The sequence below is a fragment of the Pseudomonas sp. GL_139_B genome, from assembly GCF_057834475.1.
In genome coordinates, this window is record NZ_CM174403.1 from 1,492,185 (window position 1) to 1,511,280 (window position 19,096).

Annotated in this window: 20 protein-coding genes and 1 pseudogene; 10 read left to right on the forward strand and 11 right to left on the reverse strand. The window is 58.6% G+C overall.

Features of this window, described 5'->3' with window-relative positions:
- Positions 1-75 precede the first annotated feature (75 nt).
- Positions 76-801 carry a 4'-phosphopantetheinyl transferase family protein gene (locus AC3ISI_RS06755; protein WP_489336069.1) on the reverse strand — a complete coding sequence of 242 codons (726 nt, stop codon included), beginning with the start codon at positions 799-801 and terminating at the stop codon, positions 76-78.
- A 75-nt stretch (positions 802-876) separates the two neighbouring features.
- The gene (locus tag AC3ISI_RS06760) at positions 877-1,668 is read right to left on the reverse strand and encodes a dienelactone hydrolase family protein (RefSeq protein WP_489336070.1); all 792 of its coding nucleotides are present in this window, start codon (positions 1,666-1,668) and stop codon (positions 877-879) included.
- A 143-nt stretch (positions 1,669-1,811) separates the two neighbouring features.
- Here AC3ISI_RS06760 and AC3ISI_RS06765 point away from each other — a divergent pair, with 143 nt between their 5' ends.
- From AC3ISI_RS06765 to AC3ISI_RS06785, 5 genes and pseudogenes are all read left to right on the forward strand, one after another.
- On the forward strand, positions 1,812-2,117 hold the full coding sequence (locus tag AC3ISI_RS06765) for a hypothetical protein (RefSeq protein WP_489336071.1): 306 nt from the start codon (positions 1,812-1,814) through the stop codon (positions 2,115-2,117).
- 54 nt (positions 2,118-2,171) lie between these two features.
- Entirely contained in the window at positions 2,172-2,849 is a 678-nt protein-coding gene (locus AC3ISI_RS06770; protein ID WP_489336072.1) for a response regulator, read from the forward strand.
- Positions 2,846-4,192 (forward strand): ATP-binding protein, encoded by a 1,347-nt coding sequence (locus tag AC3ISI_RS06775; RefSeq protein WP_489336073.1) that lies wholly within the window; start codon positions 2,846-2,848, stop codon positions 4,190-4,192. The genes AC3ISI_RS06770 and AC3ISI_RS06775 overlap by 4 nt, the downstream gene beginning before the upstream one ends.
- A 169-nt stretch (positions 4,193-4,361) precedes the next feature.
- The gene (locus AC3ISI_RS06780) at positions 4,362-6,800 is read left to right on the forward strand and encodes an immunoglobulin-like domain-containing protein (protein WP_489336075.1); all 2,439 of its coding nucleotides are present in this window, start codon (positions 4,362-4,364) and stop codon (positions 6,798-6,800) included.
- A gap of 396 nt (positions 6,801-7,196) precedes the next feature.
- A pseudogene (locus AC3ISI_RS06785) lies at positions 7,197-7,553 on the forward strand (DUF6124 family protein).
- 161 nt (positions 7,554-7,714) lie between these two features.
- Here the strand turns inward: AC3ISI_RS06785 and AC3ISI_RS06790 are convergent.
- Entirely contained in the window at positions 7,715-8,713 is a 999-nt protein-coding gene (locus AC3ISI_RS06790; RefSeq protein ID WP_489337641.1) for an AraC family transcriptional regulator, read from the reverse strand.
- A 341-nt stretch (positions 8,714-9,054) separates the two neighbouring features.
- Here AC3ISI_RS06790 and AC3ISI_RS06795 point away from each other — a divergent pair, with 341 nt between their 5' ends.
- Both AC3ISI_RS06795 and AC3ISI_RS06800 read left to right on the forward strand, forming a co-directional pair.
- A complete protein-coding gene (locus AC3ISI_RS06795; RefSeq protein ID WP_489336076.1) occupies positions 9,055-10,389 on the forward strand; it encodes a dicarboxylate/amino acid:cation symporter in 1,335 nt (444 codons plus the stop codon).
- A gap of 143 nt (positions 10,390-10,532) precedes the next feature.
- Complete coding sequence (locus tag AC3ISI_RS06800; RefSeq protein ID WP_489336077.1) at positions 10,533-11,714, forward strand: CaiB/BaiF CoA transferase family protein; 1,182 nt, start codon at positions 10,533-10,535, stop codon at positions 11,712-11,714.
- 113 nt (positions 11,715-11,827) lie between these two features.
- On the opposite strand, the gene AC3ISI_RS06805 is transcribed toward AC3ISI_RS06800, so the two are convergent.
- On the reverse strand, positions 11,828-12,322 hold the full coding sequence (locus AC3ISI_RS06805; RefSeq protein WP_489336078.1) for a SprT family zinc-dependent metalloprotease: 495 nt from the start codon (positions 12,320-12,322) through the stop codon (positions 11,828-11,830).
- 160 nt (positions 12,323-12,482) lie between these two features.
- Positions 12,483-13,085 (reverse strand): Yip1 family protein, encoded by a 603-nt coding sequence (locus AC3ISI_RS06810; RefSeq protein ID WP_489336079.1) that lies wholly within the window; start codon positions 13,083-13,085, stop codon positions 12,483-12,485.
- A gap of 288 nt (positions 13,086-13,373) precedes the next feature.
- On the opposite strand from AC3ISI_RS06810, the gene ttcA reads away from it, so the two are divergent.
- Both ttcA and AC3ISI_RS06820 read left to right on the forward strand, forming a co-directional pair.
- Positions 13,374-14,198, forward strand: a complete 825-nt coding sequence (gene ttcA, locus AC3ISI_RS06815; RefSeq protein ID WP_489336080.1) for a tRNA 2-thiocytidine(32) synthetase TtcA — start codon at positions 13,374-13,376, stop codon at positions 14,196-14,198.
- A 131-nt stretch (positions 14,199-14,329) separates the two neighbouring features.
- On the forward strand, positions 14,330-15,004 hold the full coding sequence (locus AC3ISI_RS06820; RefSeq protein ID WP_489336081.1) for a DNA-3-methyladenine glycosylase I: 675 nt from the start codon (positions 14,330-14,332) through the stop codon (positions 15,002-15,004).
- A 90-nt stretch (positions 15,005-15,094) separates the two neighbouring features.
- Here the strand turns inward: AC3ISI_RS06820 and AC3ISI_RS06825 are convergent, their stop codons facing one another.
- The 3 genes from AC3ISI_RS06825 to arsC are packed head-to-tail and all read right to left on the reverse strand — an operon-like array spanning position 15,095 to position 16,468.
- Positions 15,095-15,520, reverse strand: coding sequence for a DUF2069 domain-containing protein (locus tag AC3ISI_RS06825; RefSeq protein WP_489336082.1), 426 nt, complete (start codon positions 15,518-15,520; stop codon positions 15,095-15,097).
- 1 nt (position 15,521) lies between these two features.
- Positions 15,522-16,118: an NAD(P)H:quinone oxidoreductase gene (gene wrbA, locus AC3ISI_RS06830; RefSeq protein ID WP_489336083.1), complete on the reverse strand. Its 597-nt coding sequence runs from the start codon at positions 16,116-16,118 to the stop codon at positions 15,522-15,524.
- Complete coding sequence (arsC, locus tag AC3ISI_RS06835; RefSeq protein WP_489336084.1) at positions 16,115-16,468, reverse strand: arsenate reductase (glutaredoxin); 354 nt, start codon at positions 16,466-16,468, stop codon at positions 16,115-16,117. Before arsC ends, wrbA begins: the two co-directional genes overlap by 4 nt.
- A 114-nt stretch (positions 16,469-16,582) precedes the next feature.
- On the opposite strand from arsC, the gene AC3ISI_RS06840 reads away from it, so the two are divergent.
- On the forward strand, positions 16,583-17,050 hold the full coding sequence (locus tag AC3ISI_RS06840; protein WP_489336085.1) for a TlpA disulfide reductase family protein: 468 nt from the start codon (positions 16,583-16,585) through the stop codon (positions 17,048-17,050).
- 45 nt (positions 17,051-17,095) lie between these two features.
- Here the strand turns inward: AC3ISI_RS06840 and AC3ISI_RS06845 are convergent, their stop codons facing one another.
- The 3 genes from AC3ISI_RS06845 to AC3ISI_RS06855 form a co-directional block, all read right to left on the reverse strand.
- A complete protein-coding gene (locus AC3ISI_RS06845) occupies positions 17,096-17,500 on the reverse strand; it encodes an META domain-containing protein (protein ID WP_489336086.1) in 405 nt (134 codons plus the stop codon).
- Positions 17,500-17,934 carry a hypothetical protein gene (locus AC3ISI_RS06850; protein WP_477793060.1) on the reverse strand — a complete coding sequence of 145 codons (435 nt, stop codon included), beginning with the start codon at positions 17,932-17,934 and terminating at the stop codon, positions 17,500-17,502. Before AC3ISI_RS06850 ends, AC3ISI_RS06845 begins: the two co-directional genes overlap by 1 nt.
- A gap of 155 nt (positions 17,935-18,089) precedes the next feature.
- Positions 18,090-19,079: a 2-hydroxyacid dehydrogenase gene (locus AC3ISI_RS06855; protein WP_489336087.1), complete on the reverse strand. Its 990-nt coding sequence runs from the start codon at positions 19,077-19,079 to the stop codon at positions 18,090-18,092.
- Positions 19,080-19,096 lie beyond the last annotated feature (17 nt).

The window sequence follows — 19,096 nt, forward strand, 5'->3', positions numbered from 1 at the left end:
GATCTCGGGCGTTACATAGATCCACTGTGGGAGCGGGCTTGCCCGCGAAGGGGCCACTACAGGCGCTATATAAGCTCAAGCCTTTATACTGACCAGACTCAACAACTGCCCATCCAGCACCCCAAACTGCGCCTCCAGCTCGGTGCCATTGCGCCACTCGCCCGACAAATCCGCCAGCAACCGCAAACGCACCTCACCCGCTTCGGTCCACTCCAGCAACTCGGCGTGTTCAAAATAAAAGCGCTGCTGAACAATCGGGTACAGCGCCTTGAACAGACTTTCCTTCACCGAAAACGTCAGCGTCACCAGCAGCGCCAGATCATCACGACGGCCGGCCGCCATGCGCTGCAACTCCGGTGGCGTGAGGATTTCTCCCGCAAGGCGCTGGGCCCGATCAGGGTTAAGCAGGTTTTCCAGGTCCATGCCCAGGCCTCGCCAAGCGGTTTTGCGCGCGACAATTGCTGCTGCCCGGCCGGTGCTGTGGGTGATGGAACCGGCGATGTGCGCAGGCCATACCGGCGCACGGTCTTCGCCGATGGCCGGGATAAAACTCAGCCCTTCCAATTGTTGCAACGCGGCTCGAGCACACACCCGGCCAGCGAGATATTCGGCCTGACGCTTGGCGACTGAACGCTGGATGCTCGCTGGCGGCTCGATGGCGCTGCGCTGAAAGTCATCGCTGACCAGTTGTGTGCTATCGAAGTGGGTACTCAGCAGCACCGTATCGGGCAGCACAAGCGGCAGCGGCCAATGGGCGTCGAGTGGGGTGCAGCAGGCGGGTAGGGCGGGCGCGGGATTCATGCCGGGCATTTTGCCGGGTTGCTCTAACGCTGGGTAGTGCAAAGGTTCGGATTAGCCGCGCCACGGTCTACCTGATCAACTAAAAATCTTTTTGAGAAACGCCTGCATATCCGCCCAGGATTGTTCATCCGCTGCCTTGTTGTAACCAATATCCGGCCCGCCATGATCGCCGTGGCTCAACCGATCCGCATCCGGATTGCTGAACCCATGCTTGGCGCCCTCAAGGCTGACGAATTTATAGTCGGCGCCGGCATTGTCCATTTCAGCCTTGAACGCCGCCACGTTTTCCGGCGTGACCATACTGTCCATCGCCCCATGTTCCACGAGAATTTTCGCCTTCACAGTGCCAGGTGCAGCCGGGGTCTTGGTTGCCAGCGAGCCATGGAAACTCACCACGCCCGCCAGTGGCAAACCCTGACGCGCTGCATTCAGCACCACTGCGCCGCCGAAGCAGTAGCCAATCGCCGCGATTTTATTCGGGTCGGTTTGTGGTTGTTGCTCCAATAGTTCAAGCCCGGCCTGAAAGCGCGCAGCGGCCGCCGAGCTGTCTTTCAGCACTTCCTCCATGAACGCCATGGCGTCCTTTGGATGTTCGGTATTTTTGCCGTTGCCGTACATGTCGATGGCCAGCGCGCTGTAGCCCAGACCGGCGAGATCACGGGCTCGGCGCTTGGCATAGTCGTTCAGCCCCCACCATTCATGCACCACCAGGACACCGGGTCGCTGGCCTTTGATGGCGTCGTCGTAGGCGTAATAGCCAATCATTTTTGTGCCATCGACACTTTTATAGGGGATTTCCTGAGTCTTGATGGCGGCTTGAGACAGCCCACTCAACACCAGCAAGCAGAGGGCGAGGAAGGTGCGCATGGTCGGATCTCCTGCAAGAAAGTCATCAAGACAGCCTAGTCGATCTTATTCAGCTTGGGTTCAGTCTGTGTTCAGGGGCAGTTCAGGGGCGGATGAGTAAGGTGACTCTTACCCAAAGCACCTGCGCATGAGGAAATTCCCTAATGACTGGCTTTAAAAACCTGATACTGGCTTTCACCGTTCTGAGCGCGAGCACCGCAGCGCTCGCCTCCGATGACATCGTCGCCAGCCTTGCGCTTGGAAAAACCAACGAGAAGGTCAAAAAGTCCCTGACCCTGAACAGCTTCAGCAGGGTCAGCCCGATGGGGAATGAAAGTGCCTGGGGCACGCATTTGGGCCAACTGAACAACCCGCGCGATTACTCCGCCGGTTACGCCAACGTGTCGGTCTCGCACAATGGCTTTAAACTCCGTCAGGAAGACCTCAAGGGCCGCTATGATTTGTCTTGACTGTTGGATGCGCCGTTGTGCCATTGGAGAGGTCGCTTTGCCTGGGAGAGCGTTATGAAACTGCTGGTCGTCGAAGATGAAGCGCTGTTGCGCCATCACCTGCAAACCCGCCTGACGGACAGTGGTCACGTGGTCGAATCCGTGGCCAACGCCGAAGAGGCGCTGTACCAGACCGAGCAGTTCAACCATGACCTGGCGGTGATTGACCTCGGCCTGCCAGGCATGGGCGGGCTCGATCTGATCCGTCAGCTGCGCGCGCGGGGCAAGACGTTCCCGATCCTGATCCTTACCGCGCGCGGTAACTGGCAGGACAAGGTCGAAGGCCTCGCCGCCGGTGCCGACGATTATGTGGTCAAGCCGTTCCAGTTCGAAGAGCTCGACGCCAGATTGAATGCCTTGCTGCGCCGTTCCAGCGGTTTCACCCAGTCGACCATCGTCGCCGGGCCACTGCTGCTCGACCTCAACCGCAAACAGGCTACGCTCGGTGAACAACCGCTGGCCCTGACCGCCTATGAGTACCGGATCCTTGAATACCTCATGCGTCATCACCAGCAAGTGGTGGCCAAGGACCGCTTGATGGAACAGCTCTACCCGGACGACGACGAGCGCGATCCGAACGTGATCGAAGTGCTGGTCGGCCGTCTGCGCCGCAAACTCGAAGGCCCTGCCGGTTTCAAACCGATCGACACCGTGCGTGGCCTCGGCTACCTGTTCAATGAGCGCTGCACTTGATTCGTTCTCTTCGTGTCCGCTTGATGCTCGCCGCCACTTTGCTGGCGGTGTTGTTCATGTTGGCGTTGTTGCCGGCGATGCAAGGCGCGTTCAGCCTGGCGTTGCAGGATTCGATCGAGCAACGCCTGGCCTCGGACGTCACCACGCTGATCTCCGCCGCGCGCGTGGAAAACAACACACTGCTTATGCCGGCGCAGTTGCCGGATGAACGTTTCAACCTGACGGACAGTCGGTTGCTTGGCTACATCTTTGACCGCGAAGGTCACCTTGTCTGGCGTTCGAAGGCCACCGGCCAAGAAATGATCAACTACACGCCGCGTTACGATGGACGTGGTAATGAGTTCGCGCGCATTCGCGAGGCCAATGGCCAGGAATTCTTCGTATACGACGTCGAAGTCAAACTGCTCGGCGGCAAAAGTGCGGCGTTCAGCATCGTCGCCCTGCAACCGGTACGCGAATACGAAGTCACCGTCGAAGGCCTGCGCGAAAACCTTTACCTGGGCTTCGGTGCGGCGCTATTGGTGTTGCTCGCATTGCTGTGGATCGGTCTGACCTGGGGCTTGCAGGCCTTGCGCCGGCTCAGTCAGGAACTGGACGAAATCGAAAGCGGCGCCCGGGAAAGCCTCAGCGAACAACACCCGCGCGAACTGTTGCGCCTGACCGGCTCCCTCAACCGCTTGCTGCACAGCGAGCGCGAACAGCGCAGCCGTTATCGCGACTCGCTCGACGACCTGGCCCACAGCCTGAAAACCCCGTTGACCGTGCTGCAAGGCGTCAGCGAAGACATGGCCCAACGCCCGCAAGACCGCGATCAGGCCTGGGTGCTGCAAACCCAGATTGAACGCATGAGCCTACAAATCAGCTACCAACTGCAACGCGCCAGCCTGCGCAAAAGCGGTCTGGTGCGCCATCAGGTGCGCCTGCAACCGGTGCTGCAAAGCCTGTGCGACACGCTTGACAAGGTCTATCGCGACAAACGAGTGCGCGTTGCTTTCGATCTGCCGCCGCAGTGTTACGTACCGATCGAGCAGGGCGCCTTGCTGGAAATGATGGGCAACCTGCTGGAAAACGCCTATCGGCTGTGTCTGGGTGAAGTGCGCATCAGCGTGCGTGAAACGTTGGGCGGGGTTGAGTTGTGTGTTGAGGACGATGGGCCCGGTGTGCCAATGGATCAACGCGCACGGATTCTCGAACGGGGCGAGCGGCTGGATCGTCAGCATCCGGGACAGGGGATCGGGCTGGCGGTGGTCAAGGACATTATCGAGAGCTACAGCGCGAAGCTGACGCTGGGGGACTCGCCGATGGGTGGGGCGGCGTTTCGGATTCATTTTCCGGTGGTTTGAGGCTGGAGTTCCAGATATAGGGGGAAACAATGCACCCTTTTTTCCTTCTAGCCTTTCGTCGCTACTGTCAGATCTGACAGTAGTCGAATCATTCCGCTTTCCTGTGTGATGAGCTCCCGACCGCCGGCTATTAATGGTCAGCGGCATCCTTCTTTAAAGGAGCACTTTCATGACAGTCCCGTCCGGCAATTCACTTGATAGTGCCCCGATGGAGAGCTCCGTTTTGGTGCTGTATGCACCGCGGGTTCCGAGAGGGACTCAGCCGGTGGTGGGCGGGCAGTGTGGCGTCCCTTTACACATTTATGATCTGGAGCCCATGGGGCTGGAAGTCTCCGTTGACCCGTATCTGGGCCAGCAGTCAGGCGATAAAGTGGCACTCAACCTGAACGGCCAACCGGATATTGTCAGTAAGCTGACTCAGAGTGAAAACGACACCGTTACCTTGTACCTGCCCAAAAAACTGCTGTTTCCCGATTTCGTCAACCGCCTCACTTTTACCGTGACGCGGGGGAGCCAGAACATGGGCACGTCCGAGCCCCTGGAGGTGTTGTACAACGCCATTCGCCCCGGCAACGAAGATACTGACCCCGGTGTCGAGGGCCATTCCCGACTGGTGTTGTTGCTACCGGATGCCATCAAAAATGGCGTCGGCCCCGATTTCCCGGTCGCAGGGGCGCAAGTCTGTGTGTCCTACCCTTATTGTCGCGCCTACGATGTCATTCGACTGAACTGTAACGGGCATAACGTTTTTCATACGGTGACGGCGAGCGAAGCGCCACTGCCGGGTTCGGATACCCCAGTGACGGTGTGCTTCACCGTGACCCGCGCTGATTTGGCCAGTGGTGGCGACAGCGCTGAGTTCGTATTTTCCTACACGGTCACCGATCAGCTCGGTAATAGCCCGGACCCCGATTCGCCGTGGTCGGCTTCGCAAATCGTAGATGTGGATCTGGCCGGGACCCGCCTGCCGGCGCCGATCCTGCGGGAAATCCAGAATGATCCTACGGACGATCCGGGCATTATCGATCGGGACAAACTGGCGGGTAATCCGTTGTTAGTGATTGTCTTGACAGGCGATCCGCGCTTTCGGGCAGGCGACCTCATTGAGGCAACGTACACCGCGACAATCCCGGGGCAGCCCGATGTGGTGGTGATCGTCACAGGAAACGTCGAAACGGATGAGTTCGGGCAAAAAAAGCCCTGCATCCTCCAGGTGGCGAACGATAAGGTCATCACTGACAGCACGGTAAAGGTGGCATTTACGCTGAAAAGAGGCGGTACGGTGATCGCCAGTTCTAAAACTGCCACGGCGCAGGTTATTGGTAGCGACACAATTACCCTCAATCCACCTGTCCCGGCTGCCAATCCCGTTGACCCGTTGGCCTACCCTCAAGGTCTGACCATTCAGGTTGCCTTTGCGGCATCGCTGCCAGGGGATCAGGCTCGATTGGTCTTGGTCGACCCTCTACCGAACCCACCTACGTTTTCCGATTTGCCGCTTGACGCGAATCATCAAGCCTCCTTTAACCTTCAAGCGCTGTTTCTCGGGGCGTGGCACGGCACAGCCGTACAGTTTTTATGGGCGCTGATTCGGGGTGGCAAGGAGATTGCCCGGTCCGGGCCGTTGGTGTTGAACGTGAGCGGGATTGCCAATGGTGATACGCGACTTCCGACACCAGTCATTGCCGGTCAGCTCGGGCAGGAGCTGGATGTCACAAAACTGGTGGTTACCGATCTGTTGAGTATTGCGCAATGGCTGCTTCAAGTGGCTGGGCAGTATGTGTGGTTGCGTTATGACGGGTTTAGCAGCAGTGGGGCGCCGATATTCTTCGATGACCTCATTGGTGTGCCGCACAACGAAGCGCAGGGACTGACGCGGCCGATCGGGCAGGCATTGGTGGATTGGTTTAAAACGCTCAAGCATGGCACCGCAGTCACGATTACGCTCTGGGTCAACTATTCCGGGGCGCGCGACTTGCTAACGGCGGTGGCGTTTCCGGTGCGCACTTATACGGTCAAGGCAACGCCTACTCTTCCGGAGCTGATTGTGGATACATCGCTTCTGAGCTTGAAAGGGGAGAATTACACTTTCCGGTGGTTCCACGTTGAGTACACAGGTGACGATGCCATTAACACTGCTGCAAGCCGGGCCGCGTCCGGAGGAGTTCCTCCGTATACCTACGAGTCACTCGACCGAACAATAGCGTCAGTCGATAGCAAAGGGGTGGTTCGTAGTGAAGGAAACGGTCGTACCACAATCTCGGTTCGCGATGCTGCGGGTCAGCAAAAGTCATTTGATGTGGAAACCGCTAATGTCACTCACATCGAACGCACCCCACGAACAACTTTAACGGCTGCCAGAGCATACATAAGCCAGGTAGGTGGTTTTATGATTGCCAATAGCTTGACAAATCGCTGGGTGCAAATCGCGTCTAGGCGGATAAGTGCGCATACCATCCCAATAGGAATCATGGTGCCACCTCCTTACCAAGGACAGATAACAATTGCGAAAAATGCCGAGGGCGAAGAACCGCGATTCGGTGTTGCTACGCTCCATGCGGACGGAACGACATTTGTCGACTATTGGACTAATAAACCGTCTAGTTAATTGATTTGATCTAGAGCACAGGAAAGATATCTAGCCGATCTTGTGCCCCGTGAGGCCTGAGTGAGTATTAAACGGAGATGTTTAAAACATATCTCCAGACACTCACTCAGGCTACACCTCCTTGCGCCGCTGCCTACGACTGCGCCAGAATCCGCCGGCTTGTGCGTCTGGGGCGTGGGCTCTATCGTTTCCCGGTCGCTGATTTTCAGCGATCGGGTTTAGCAGCCCGGCTCATCTCTAGACGTACAACGTCAGTCGTCGATTTTATGGCGGCTTTGCGTGGGGCACTTCGGTGCGCCGGGTTCTAGAGTCCTGGTCTGCTAACCCGCGCATAGCCGCCACCCTATTTTCGTCTAGCAGCGATGTGTAGCGGCTCCATTACTCTAGGAGCTTCATATGTTCAAGATCACACCCAACCCGCCCGAAACCGACGATGTTTCCCCCTACTAAACCCCCGATTCCAAAAAGCTCAACGAAGCCGCCGACCGCGCCCTCGATTACTATCTCAAACCGGTCATTCCCAAAGACACCCCGCGCAAACCCAGCACGATCTACTTCGTCGGGCCCGACACTGATGATGAAACCCTGCTAGTCAACGCCTGTGAATCCATGGCATCGGCGAGTGTGATGCTGAGTAATTTCGCAGGGCTGGTGGAGGGTACACAGCGCAACACGGTGCTGGGGATTCAGCAGGTTGTGATGCTGGGGGAACTGGCGGTGAATCGGATGCTGGACAGGCTTGATCCGCCGTAGTCGTTCAGGCAGGTAGCCTGCGTCATCGTTCTTCGCTGGCAAGCCAGCTCCTAGGGGATTTGTGTCGTTCACAAATTTTGTGTTCAAAACCGAAACCTGTAGGAGCGGCGGTGCGACGATTCGACTTGCCCCCGTAAGGGCCAGTCGATTCAACCCAAAAATCAGTTCTCCTGCGCGCGATAGGCGCCAGGCGTCAGCCCCGTCCACTTCTTGAACGCCCGGTGAAACGCTGAAGGCTCGGAAAACCCCAGCTGCTCGGCGATCTGCTGCAACGACAAATCCGCACGCCCCAGGTGATAAATCGCAATATCGCGCCGCAGCTGATCCTTCAACTCCTGAAAACTGGTGCCTTCCTCGCGCAAATGCCGACGCAACGTCTGCGGGCTGATGTGCATCTGCGCGGCCACGGCTTCGAGGTCCGGCCAGCGTGCTCTGTCGCTGCTGAGCAAACGGCGCAATTGGCTGCTCAGGCTGTCGCCGTCATCCGGGCGCGACAGCAGGTCGGCGGGGGAGTGTTCGAGGAAATGTTTGAGGGTACGTTCGTCCTGCAACAGCGGCATGTTCAGGTATCGACTGTGAAACAGCAGGCTGCTCTGCACCGCGGAAAATTGCATCGGGCAGGGGAACATCAAGTCGTATTCGGCGCCGTGTTCAGGCCTTGGGTAACTGAGCGTCGCCAGCTCCAGCCGTATGCGTTGGCCAATCATCCAACTGCCGAAGCGGTGCCAGACCATCAACTGACTTTCGGTGAGAAAATGGTCCGGGTCCTGGAACTTCGAATCATCGAGGCTCAGGCGGATCATTTCGCCTTCGTGGCTCAGGGTCAGGCGCGGACCTTCGGGGAATAAGCTATAAAACAATAAGCCGCGATGCAGTGCTTTTTCCAGGTTGCGGCAATGGATCACCGCGTGGCACATCATTGCGAAGGTCCCGGTTTTACTCGGGACCGGCCCGAAGCCGAGGTATTCGTCGTCCAGTGCCAGCCACAGACCCTGGATCAATCGCGTGAACTGTTCAGGTGCGATTCGCGCACGCGGCTCGTCCAGCAACTCGGGACTGATGCCCAGTTGTTGTAGCAGGTCTGAAGTGTCGACACCCAGCCGGCGCGCGCCACCGAGGGCGGCGCGGGCGAAATGACTGGCGATGGTGCGTTCGCGCATAAGCAGGCAGGTCCGTCCATTGAACGACGGATGGTAGCCGCGCTGACCATCGACGAACAAGGCGGATATCCGCCAAATTGCGGGACGAGGCCTGAGGGATGGGCGGAAATCCGCCACATCTGTGTCACCGCTCAGTGACGAAGAAAAACCTGCAGCCCTTGATGTCAAAAGGCTTGCTGGCATTTCGGCGAAGGTGGCACGGGCCTTGCGATACAACGAGCAGATGCCTGCCGTCGCGCAGCTCGAAAAACAAATCCCTCCAGAAGCAGGAGGGTTCGCAATTCAGGTGTCATGGAACAACAGGTGGATGTTGTCACCGGGCACTCTTGAGGAACTTTGCAATGACGACTCGTCAGCCACTGTACAAATCCCTGTATTTTCAGGTGATCGTTGCCATCATCATCGGCATTTTGATCGGTCACTTTTATCCGCAGGCCGGTGTGGCCCTCAAGCCGCTGGGTGACGGGTTCATCAAGCTGATCAAAATGATCATCGCCCCGATCATCTTCTGCACCGTGGTCAGCGGTATCGCGGGCATGCAGGACATGAAATCGGTCGGCAAGACCGGCGGTTATGCGCTGCTGTACTTCGAAATCGTGTCGACCATCGCCTTGCTGGTCGGTCTGGTGGTGGTCAACATCGTCCAGCCGGGTGCCGGCATGCACATCGACGTGACCACGCTGGATGCCTCCAAAGTGGCGCAGTATGTTGCCGCCGGTGCGGATCAAAGCGTTGTTGGCTTCCTGCTGAACGTCATTCCGAACACCATCTTCGGCGCGTTCGCTACCGGCGATATCCTGCAAGTGTTGATGTTCTCGGTGATCTTCGGTTTCGCCCTGCATCGCCTGGGCTCCTACGGCCGGCCGCTGCTGGATTTCATCGATCGCTTCGCCCATGTGATGTTCAACATCATCAACATGATCATGAAGCTCGCGCCACTGGGTGCCTTCGGTGCCATGGCGTTCACCATCGGCGCCTACGGTGTCGGCTCGCTGGTGCAACTGGGTCAGTTGATGGCGTGCTTCTACATCACTTGTGTCATATTCGTGCTGGTCGTACTGGGCGGCATCGCTCGCGCTCACGGCTTCAGCATTCTGAAAGTCATCCGCTACATCCGTGAAGAACTGCTGATCGTGCTGGGTACTTCTTCGTCGGAATCGGTGCTGCCGCGCATGCTGATCAAGATGGAACGTCTGGGTGCGCAGAAATCCGTTGTGGGTCTGGTGATCCCGACCGGTTACTCGTTCAACCTCGACGGCACGGCGATCTACCTGACCATGGCAGCCGTGTTCATCGCTCAGGCGACCGACACCCACATGGACATTACTCACCAGATCACCCTGCTGGTGGTGTTGCTGCTGTCCTCCAAAGGCGCTGCTGGCGTGACTGGCAGTGGTTTCATCGTGCTGGCTGCCACCTTGTCCGCCGTTGGCCATTTGCCGGTTGCCGGCCTTGCGCTGATCCTCGGCATCGACCGCTTCATGTCCGAAGCCCGCGCCCTGACCAATCTGGTGGGTAACGCGGTTGCCACGCTGGTGGTGGCCAAGTGGGTCAAGGAGTTGGACGTAGACGTGATGCACGCGGAACTGGCTTCTGGCGGTCACGGCATCTCCAACACTCGTCCTGAAGACGACCTGGGCGTGGCCGAAGGCCCAACCCCAACCAACGTCAAGTAAGCCTCGCTGTACTGAAAAACCCGCTTCGGCGGGTTTTTCATGCCCGGGATTTGAGCGTAACGGTCACCTTTGCTGACACTTCGGGTGATTGCTGCAATGGCATCGGCTGCCTAGGCTGGAGGCATCGTTCACGGAGATCGCTCATGCTCGGGCCACTGGCATCACTCAAGGTTCTGGACTTTTCAACGCTTCTTCCGGGGCCGTTTGCCTCGTTGTTGCTGGCAGACATGGGCGCCGAGGTGTTGCGCATCGAATCGCCGAGCCGCATGGATTTGCTACGGGTGTTGCCGCCCCACGATCACGGCGTGTCGGCTAGCCACGCCTACCTCAATCGCAACAAGCGCAGCCTGGCGCTGGACCTCAAACAGCCTGAGGCGCTGGAGGTGATCAAGCAGCTGCTGGCCGACTACGACATTGTGCTGGAGCAGTTTCGTCCCGGTGTAATGGAACGCCTGGGGCTAGGTTATGAAGCATTGAAGGCGATCAATCCGAAGCTGATCTACGTGTCGATCACCGGTTACGGCCAGACCGGCCCCTACAAGGATCGCGCTGGCCACGATATTAATTACCTGGCGCTGGCGGGCTTGGCCAGTTACACCGGTCGCGTCGACGACGGGCCGCTGCCGTTGGGCATGCAAGTGGCGGACGTCGCCGGGGGCTCGCTTCACGGGGTCATCGGACTGCTGGCGGCGGTCATCGCTCGGCAGCAGACCGGGCAGGGCCAGTATCTGGATGTGAGCATGACCGACTGTGCATTCAGCCTGAACGCCATGGCGGGCGCCGGGTATCTGGCCTGTGGCGCGGAGCCGGGCAGGGAAGACCAGATGCTCAATGGCGGTAGCTTCTATGACTATTACCGTACTCGCGATGGTCGCTGGTTGTCGGTGGGTAGTCTGGAACCGGCATTTATGAAGCAACTGTGTACGGCGTTGGGTCTGGAGGAGTTGTCGCCCTTGGGCTTGTCGCCAACACCTGCGGACCAGAATAAGCTCAAGAACGCGCTGAAGACTGAATTCGAGAAACACGACTTTTATGAGTTGTGCAGCCTGTTTGCCGAACTGGATGCGTGTGTCGAGCCGGTGTTGAGTTTGAGCGAAGCGATTGAGCATCCGCAGCTGAAGGCGCGGGAGCTGGTGACTGAGGTACCGCGTGGGGATGGCACGAGCCAGGCGCAGATGGCGTGTCCGTTGAAGTTTTCAGATGGCTTGCCAGAGCCTCGGCATATTGGCGCGGCGCTGGGGCAGCATACGGATCAGGTGTTGGGGGAGTTGGGGTTTAGTGCGCAGCGGATAGAAAAGTTGCGGCGTGGCAAGGTGATTCTATAGCGGCTTTACTGGCCCCTTCGCGGGCAAGCCCGCTCCCACAGGTATTACGTCTTAACTGACTGGCATTAGGGCTTGCCTCGCGATGAGGCCTGACCAGGCAACATAACTCTGACTTACTCGACGCGCATCTCCCCGCTAAACACCAACGTACTCCGGCACCGTCGGCACAAGTACCGCCGACCCTGCCTCACCAAACCATGGCGCTGCGCCGAAAACGGGAAATCGCTGTCCGCGCACGGGCATTTGTAGATATAGCGCGTCACGCTACGGCGTTTGACGTCGTAGGTGTGGCAGCGATTGGGCGGCAGTTCGTACACGCCGCGCATGATCAGTTGCCACTCTTCGCCATGGGGCTGGATTCGATCGCCAAACAGTTGATGAGCGATCAGGTGGGCGACCTCGTGGGCCACGGTTTGCTTGAGGAAGTCTTCGGTGTTTTCCCGGTACAACTGCAGGTTGAAGCGCAGCAGGTTCTCGTGCAAATGCGCAACACCGGCTTTTTGACCGCGCAGCTTGAGGCTCACCACGGGGCGTTTGAAAGTGCGTTTGAAAAAGGATTCAGCGAGTTGGTAACAATCTTCGACGCGGTTATTGAGCTGCTCAGGCATGCTTGATGGATCTCCAGAGACGTCGAGTATGCCGCAACCCTGGGGTCTTGCGAATCGCCGAAGTGCCGAATGGTCGTCAGCGCTTTCTATCCCTGGACATTAGAAGGCCGCCTTGCGGCGGCCTGTGTTGGCAGATCTTGTTTTTGGGTGGAAAGAATCACTAATTAGTATAGACCGGCCCCACGCCGAGTCCCCAGACAATGACTGTGAACGCCATGATGGCCACTAGCACCACCAGGCCTACTGCAAGCACCGAACTTGAAAACAGGAACCCCTCGTCTGATGGAATGTTCATGAAAGTGGGTAGCCCCACATACAACAAGTACACCGTGTAGCAGATGGCCGCCGTCCCGACGATCATTCCTAGCCACAAGTGTGGATACAGCGCCGCCAGTCCGCCGATAAACAGCGGGGTCGCGGTATAGGTCGCAAACGCAACACAGCGGGCCAGACTCGGGTTGGCGTCATAGGTGCGCGCCATCCAGTGGATGAACGCGGCCATCACTGCAACACCGCCGAGCATCGCCACGTAAGACATGATCGTCATCCATAGCGCGCTTTCCTGCGTCAGCATCACGGGTGCCCGGCTGCCAATCACCCAGCCGACCTTTGTGGTGCCGATAAACGCTGACACGGCTGGGATCGCCGCCAGAATCAGCGTGTGGGTCAGGTACATGTGGCTTATGCTTTCCTCGTGGTCGCCACGGATCTCTTTCCATTCCTGGTCGGGGTGGGTGAAAAGCCCCACTACGTGATGGATCATGCCAGTCACTCCTCTTGTTTTTACCGTCGCCCCCCAGCGGAGCGCCTACGGGCCAAAGTGGCCAAGTAAGTAAAGGTCTGGATTTGAATGCGACCTTATGTCGCAGTATAGGAAGGACTTAACCGCACAGGTAATAGGGACTTAGAGCAAATCGCGCTGTAAATAGCTCTGTTAATCGCCGACGGGTCTGTGCACGCAGCTCACTCCATGGAGACGGTGGGCACTTCGCCCCTGATGGGTTTTTGCGTAAAATGCCGGCCTTTCGTCACACCTCACGGATTTCGCGACATGGGCACTCTTACGGTCAACCAGAACAAACTGCAAAAGCGCCTTCGCCGTCAGGCCGGTGAGGCGGTTGCCGATTTCAACATGATTGAAGACGGCGACAAGGTCATGGTCTGCCTGTCCGGTGGCAAGGACAGCTACACCATGCTCGACGTGCTGATGCACTTGCAGAAGGTCGCGCCGATCAAGTTCGAGATCGTAGCCGTCAACATGGACCAGAAGCAGCCAGGTTTCCCGGAGCATGTGCTGCCGGCCTACCTCAAAGAGCTGGGCATCGAGTACCACATCGTCGAGAAAGACACCTACTCGGTGGTCAAGGAGCTTATTCCTGAGGGCAAAACCACCTGCTCGTTGTGCTCGCGCCTGCGTCGCGGCACGCTGTACACCTTTGCCGATGAAATCGGTGCGACCAAAATGGCCCTTGGTCATCACCGTGACGACATCGTCGAGACGTTCTTCCTGAACATGTTCTTCAACGGTTCGCTCAAGGCCATGCCGCCAAAACTGCGCGCCGACGATGGCCGCAATGTCGTCATCCGCCCGCTGGCGTACTGCAACGAAAAAGACATACAGGCTTACTCGGACCTCAAGCAATTCCCGATCATCCCGTGCAACCTCTGCGGTTCTCAGGAAAACCTGCAACGTCAGGTGGTCAAGGACATGCTGCTAGACTGGGAACGCAAGACCCCGGGCCGTACCGAAAGCATTTTTCGCAGCTTGCAGAACGTGCAGCCGTCGCAATTGGCGGATCGTAACCTGTTTGATTTCACCAGCCTCAAGATCGACGAGACAGCGGCTTCGCGCTTCGTCAACGTAGTCAACCTCTAACCACAACCCCTGTGGGAGCCAGCCTGCTGGCGATGGCGATGGGGCAGACACATCTTTGTTGACTGACCCGCCGCCATCGCCAGCAGGCTGGCCCCCACATGGGGCTATTCACTTATTCATCAGGAGAGGGCATGCGTGATTACAAGTGGCTGCACGAATACTGTCTGAACCGTTTTGGTTCGGCAGCTGAACTGGAAGCCCATCTGCCCGTTCCGAAAACCCCGACGCAATTGCGCAAGATCAGCGACGACCGCTACCTCTCGACCATGGCGCTGCGTGTCTTCCGCGCCGGCCTCAAGCACAGCCTGGTGGACGCCAAGTGGCCGGCCTTCGAAGAAGTGTTCTTCAAGTTCGACCCGGAAAAAGTCGTGCTGATGAGCGCCGAACACCTAGAGCGCCTGATGCAGGACGCGCGAATCATCCGCCACCTGGGCAAGCTCAAGAGCGTGCCGCGCAATGCGCAGTTCATTCTCGACGTGGCGCATGAGAAGGGTAGCTTCGGTGCACTGATTGCCGATTGGCCGGTGACCGATATCGTCGGGCTGTGGACGTACCTGAAAAAGCGCGGCCATCAATTGGGCGGGTTGTCGGCGCCGCGTTTCTTGCGCATGGTCGGCAAGGACACGTTTGTGCCGAGCTACGACGTGGTCGCGGCGTTGAATGCGCAGAAGATCGTCGACAAGGTGCCGAGCAGTTTGCGGGATCTGGCCTTGGTGCAGGATGTGTTCAACCAGTGGCATGAACAGAGTGGCGGGCGGCCGATGAGCCAGATTTCGATGATGCTTGCCTACACCGTCAATCATTAAGACCGAGTTGATCCCATCGCGGGCAAGCCTCGCTCCTACAGGGCAGATGGTGCTTTTGTAGGAGCGAGGCTTGCCCGCGAAGGCGCCAGATCAGGCGACGGAAATCTCACCTTCGCCCGCAAGCTTGCGATTGAGCTGAAACCGCCACCGCACATACAACAGCGCTGAGCAAAACACCGCCAGGCTCGCGCCCATCTCAAGCAAGCCAAACAGCTGCCGGTTCGGGTCATACGCCGCCAGTGCGCCCTTGATGAAATACAGGTTCACCACAAAACACATCCACGAATGCCCACGGGCGCTGCCGACAATCATCCCCGGTGCGAGCAACAGCAGCGGCACCAGTTCGATCAGCAAAATCACCCACGGCCGTGCGCCATGCAGGTCGGCAAACACCAAGTAATAGGCGCATAACAGCCCCACCAGTCCGAAAAAGCACAGCAGGCTGACGATGCGCATCGCCCGTACCCGCGGTTCGAGCCATTCGATGGAGGGCAAAATTTTCGGCTTCTTGGCCACGTCAGTTCCCCAGCTTTTGCGCAGTCTTCGCCAACCGCAGGCCCAAGGCCCGGCACAGCGCCACTTCGTGTTCATTCAAACCGCTTTTGCCATCGGCCCCGGCGTGATGGCTGGCGCCATACGGTGTGCCGCCGCCACGGGTTTCCAGCAACGCGGATTCGCTGTAAGGCAGGCCGGCGATCAGCATGCCGTGGTGCAGCAGCGGCAGCATCATCGACAGCAGCGTGGTTTCCTGACCGCCGTGCAGGCTCGCGGTGGAGGTGAACACGCCGGCCGGCTTGCCCACCAGTGCGCCGGTCAGCCACAGGTTGCTGGTGCCGTCCAGAAAGTACTTGAGCGGCGCCGCCATATTGCCGAAGCGGGTCGGGCTGCCCAAGGCCAGGCCCGCACAGTTCTTCAGGTCATCGAGGCTGGCGTACAGCGCGCCTGTGTCCGGAATGTCAGGCGCCACGGCTTCGCATTCGGTGGAGATCGCCGGCACGGTGCGCAGGCGCGCTTCCATTCCGGACTGCTCGACGCCACGGGCAATTTGTCGGGCCATTTCGTTGGTCGAGCCACTGCGGCTGTAGTACAGAACCAGAATGTAGGGTGCGCTCACGGCAGCAACTCCAGCACGTTCTCTGGTGGACGGCCGATGACGGCTTTGTCGCCGACTTCAAGAATCGGGCGCTCCATGAGTTTCGGGTGAGCCGCGATGGCCGCGATCAATTGCGCTTCGCTCAGGCTGCTGTCGGCCAGGTTGAGGGTTTTGTATTCGTCCTCGCCAGTGCGCAGCAGTTGTCGGGCGCCGATACCGAGTTTGCTCAACAAACTCTGGATTTGCGTGGCGTCCAGCGGAGTTTCGAGGTAGCGGATGACCGTCGGGGTCAGGCCGCGGGCTTCGAGCAGTTCGAGCGCACCGCGGGATTTCGAGCAGCGCGGGTTGTGATAAAGCGTCAGATCGGTCATGGGCGGGTCGCTTCTTGCGTAAAGTGGCAGCTATTCTAACTGTGCAGCGCGCAATCCTGAACCTTGAGAGGCGATGGGTCGCAGGCGCATTCAATTTTGAACAAGGAACACGACATGACAAGGCAACTGGCAGCGGCATTGGCGATTTTCGGGGCGTTGATGCTGGGGGGCTGCGGCAATGACTATGGCGTCGACCAGAACGGCCAGAAAGTTGCGTCCGAACGGCTGGACAAACAATGGGTGGTGCTCAATTACTGGGCGGAATGGTGTGGCCCATGCCGCACCGAGATCCCGCAGATGAATGCGTTGGCTGATCAGTTGAAGGACAAGAAAATTGGCGTGTTTGGGATCAACTACGACAATGTGCAGGGTGAAGAGCTGAAAAGCGCCAGTGAAAAACTGGGGATCAAGTTCACGGTACTGGCTTCAGACCCGGCCGATCTTTTTGAACTGCCGCGCAATGAGGCATTGCCGGTGACGTACATCATCGATAACAAGGGCAAGGTACGCGAACAGCTGATGGGCGAGCAGACGGCGGCGGGGGTGATGGCGAAGCTTGAGGCGTTGCAGGCAGTCAAGTGATCGTATGATCGTTCCCACGCGCGTGGGAACGATCGGGTTGAGGGATCAACCCTCTTCAAGCCACCAACGCAACGGCTTGCCTTCCGCCGGCCAGAAGCGCATCTGCTCGATCGGTGAGACGTCCCAGCGCTGTACGCCTTCCAGCGCTTGCAGGAAGCGTTTTTCCTGCTCCATGATCGAAGGCGCACACAGCTTGCGGGTGCTGCCGATCTTGCCGAAAGTCAACTTGTCGCCTTCCAGGGTGTACGGCGCGAACCAATGGTTGCAGCCACCATTGCCGTAGGCCCGACCGTCTTCACCGAGGGTGATGGTCAGGTGGCTGTAGTCCATCAATGGATTTTCGCCGATCCATTCCAGAATGTAGCTACGATTTTTTTCCAGCTGCACCGGCTCGGCGGCGCAGCCCAGCAGGCTGGCACCGACCATGGTGGTCAGAGCGAGGCGTTTCATCACGCAGGCTCCTGGCATTTCGGGCACAGGTGTTTCTCGCCAACAGAGGTCCAGCCCAACTCGGCAATCCGCGCCGTGGCAGCAGGCTTTTCAGCCTTGTTGCCGAGCTTGGCGTCGACCGCGAACTCAAAGCTCAGCGCTTTGGCACAGCTGTCGCAATTGACTTCCCAGGTGTGGATTGCCAGTTCGCCGAACACCGGGCCACTGCTCACCGCGACCCATTGGCCTGGCGGGTTGATCAGGTGGCGAACCGTTTCGACGGTCAGGCGCATGGACAAGTCCTTGCTGCCTTTAAGGGTCACTACCAGCACGTCGCCAATCCGAATCGAGCCGCCGTTGCCGGTGACTTGATAACGCCCCGGCACCAGGGCGCGGCATTCGGTGAGGGTGTGTTGCGGGTTCATCAGGGTGTAGCGGAAATCGTGTTCGACCATGGGTCCTCCAAATATGCGCGACATGCTATCACGGGCCTGTGCGCTGCATGGCGCGGGCAGATGACCTTCGATCAGGTTCAAACGACCCGATGACTAATGGCACACTGCCGCTTTTGTGCTTCTAAGGAATGGACAAGGTCCAAGGACTGAGTCGATCAGCCCTCGACTTGATTCTGCGGCGTACCGGCGGCCCAGGCCACGATGTTTTGCAAGGTTGTCGCGGCAATCGCGCCCAGCGCTTCGCGGGTCAGGAAGGCCTGGTGTGCGGTGATGATCACATTCGGAAAGGTCAGCAGCCGCGCCAGCACATCGTCTTGCAGCGGCAGGTCGGAGCGGTCCTCGAAAAACAGCTGCGCCTCTTCTTCATACACATCCAGCCCCAGATAGCCCAATTGGCCGTCCTTTAAGGCGTCGATCAGCGCCGGAGTGTCCACCAGGCCGCCACGCCCGGTGTTGATCAGCATTGCGCCGGGCTGCATGTGCGCCAGTGTTTCGCGGTTGATCAGGTGTTTACTCTGTTCGTTGAGAGGGCAATGCAGGCTGATGATCTGCGACTCGGCCAGCAGTTCCGGCAGGCTCAAGTAGCGAGCGCCAAGGGCTTCGACCAACGGATTAGGGAAGGGGTCATAGGCCAGCAACTGGCAGCCGAAACCGTTCATGATCTTGGCGAACGTAGCGCCGATCTGCCCGGTGCCGACCACGCCGACGGTCTTGCCCACCAGGTCGAAGCCGGTCAGCCCATGAAGGCTGAAGTCGCCTTCGCGGGTGCGGTTATAGGCACGGTGCAAGCGGCGGTTGAGTGCCAGGATCAGCGCCACCGCATGTTCGGCCACGGCATGAGGCGAGTAGGCCGGGACGCGCACGATCGACAGGCCCAGACGCTTGGCCACCGTTAGGTCGACATGGTTGTAACCGGCCGAGCGCAAGGCGATCAGGCGTGTGCCCCCCGCCGCCAGACGTTCCAGCACCGGGGCGCTGAGGTCATCGTTGATGAAGGCGCAGACTACTTCGTGCTTTTGCGCCAGTGCCGCAGTGTCGAGGCTCAGCCGCGCTGACTGAAAATGCAACTCGATGTTGGCGGGCAAGTCGGCGCCCAGAAAACTGTCGCGGTCGTAGGTCTGGCTGCTGAAAAGAATTGTGCGCATGCGGTTCTCCATTTAAC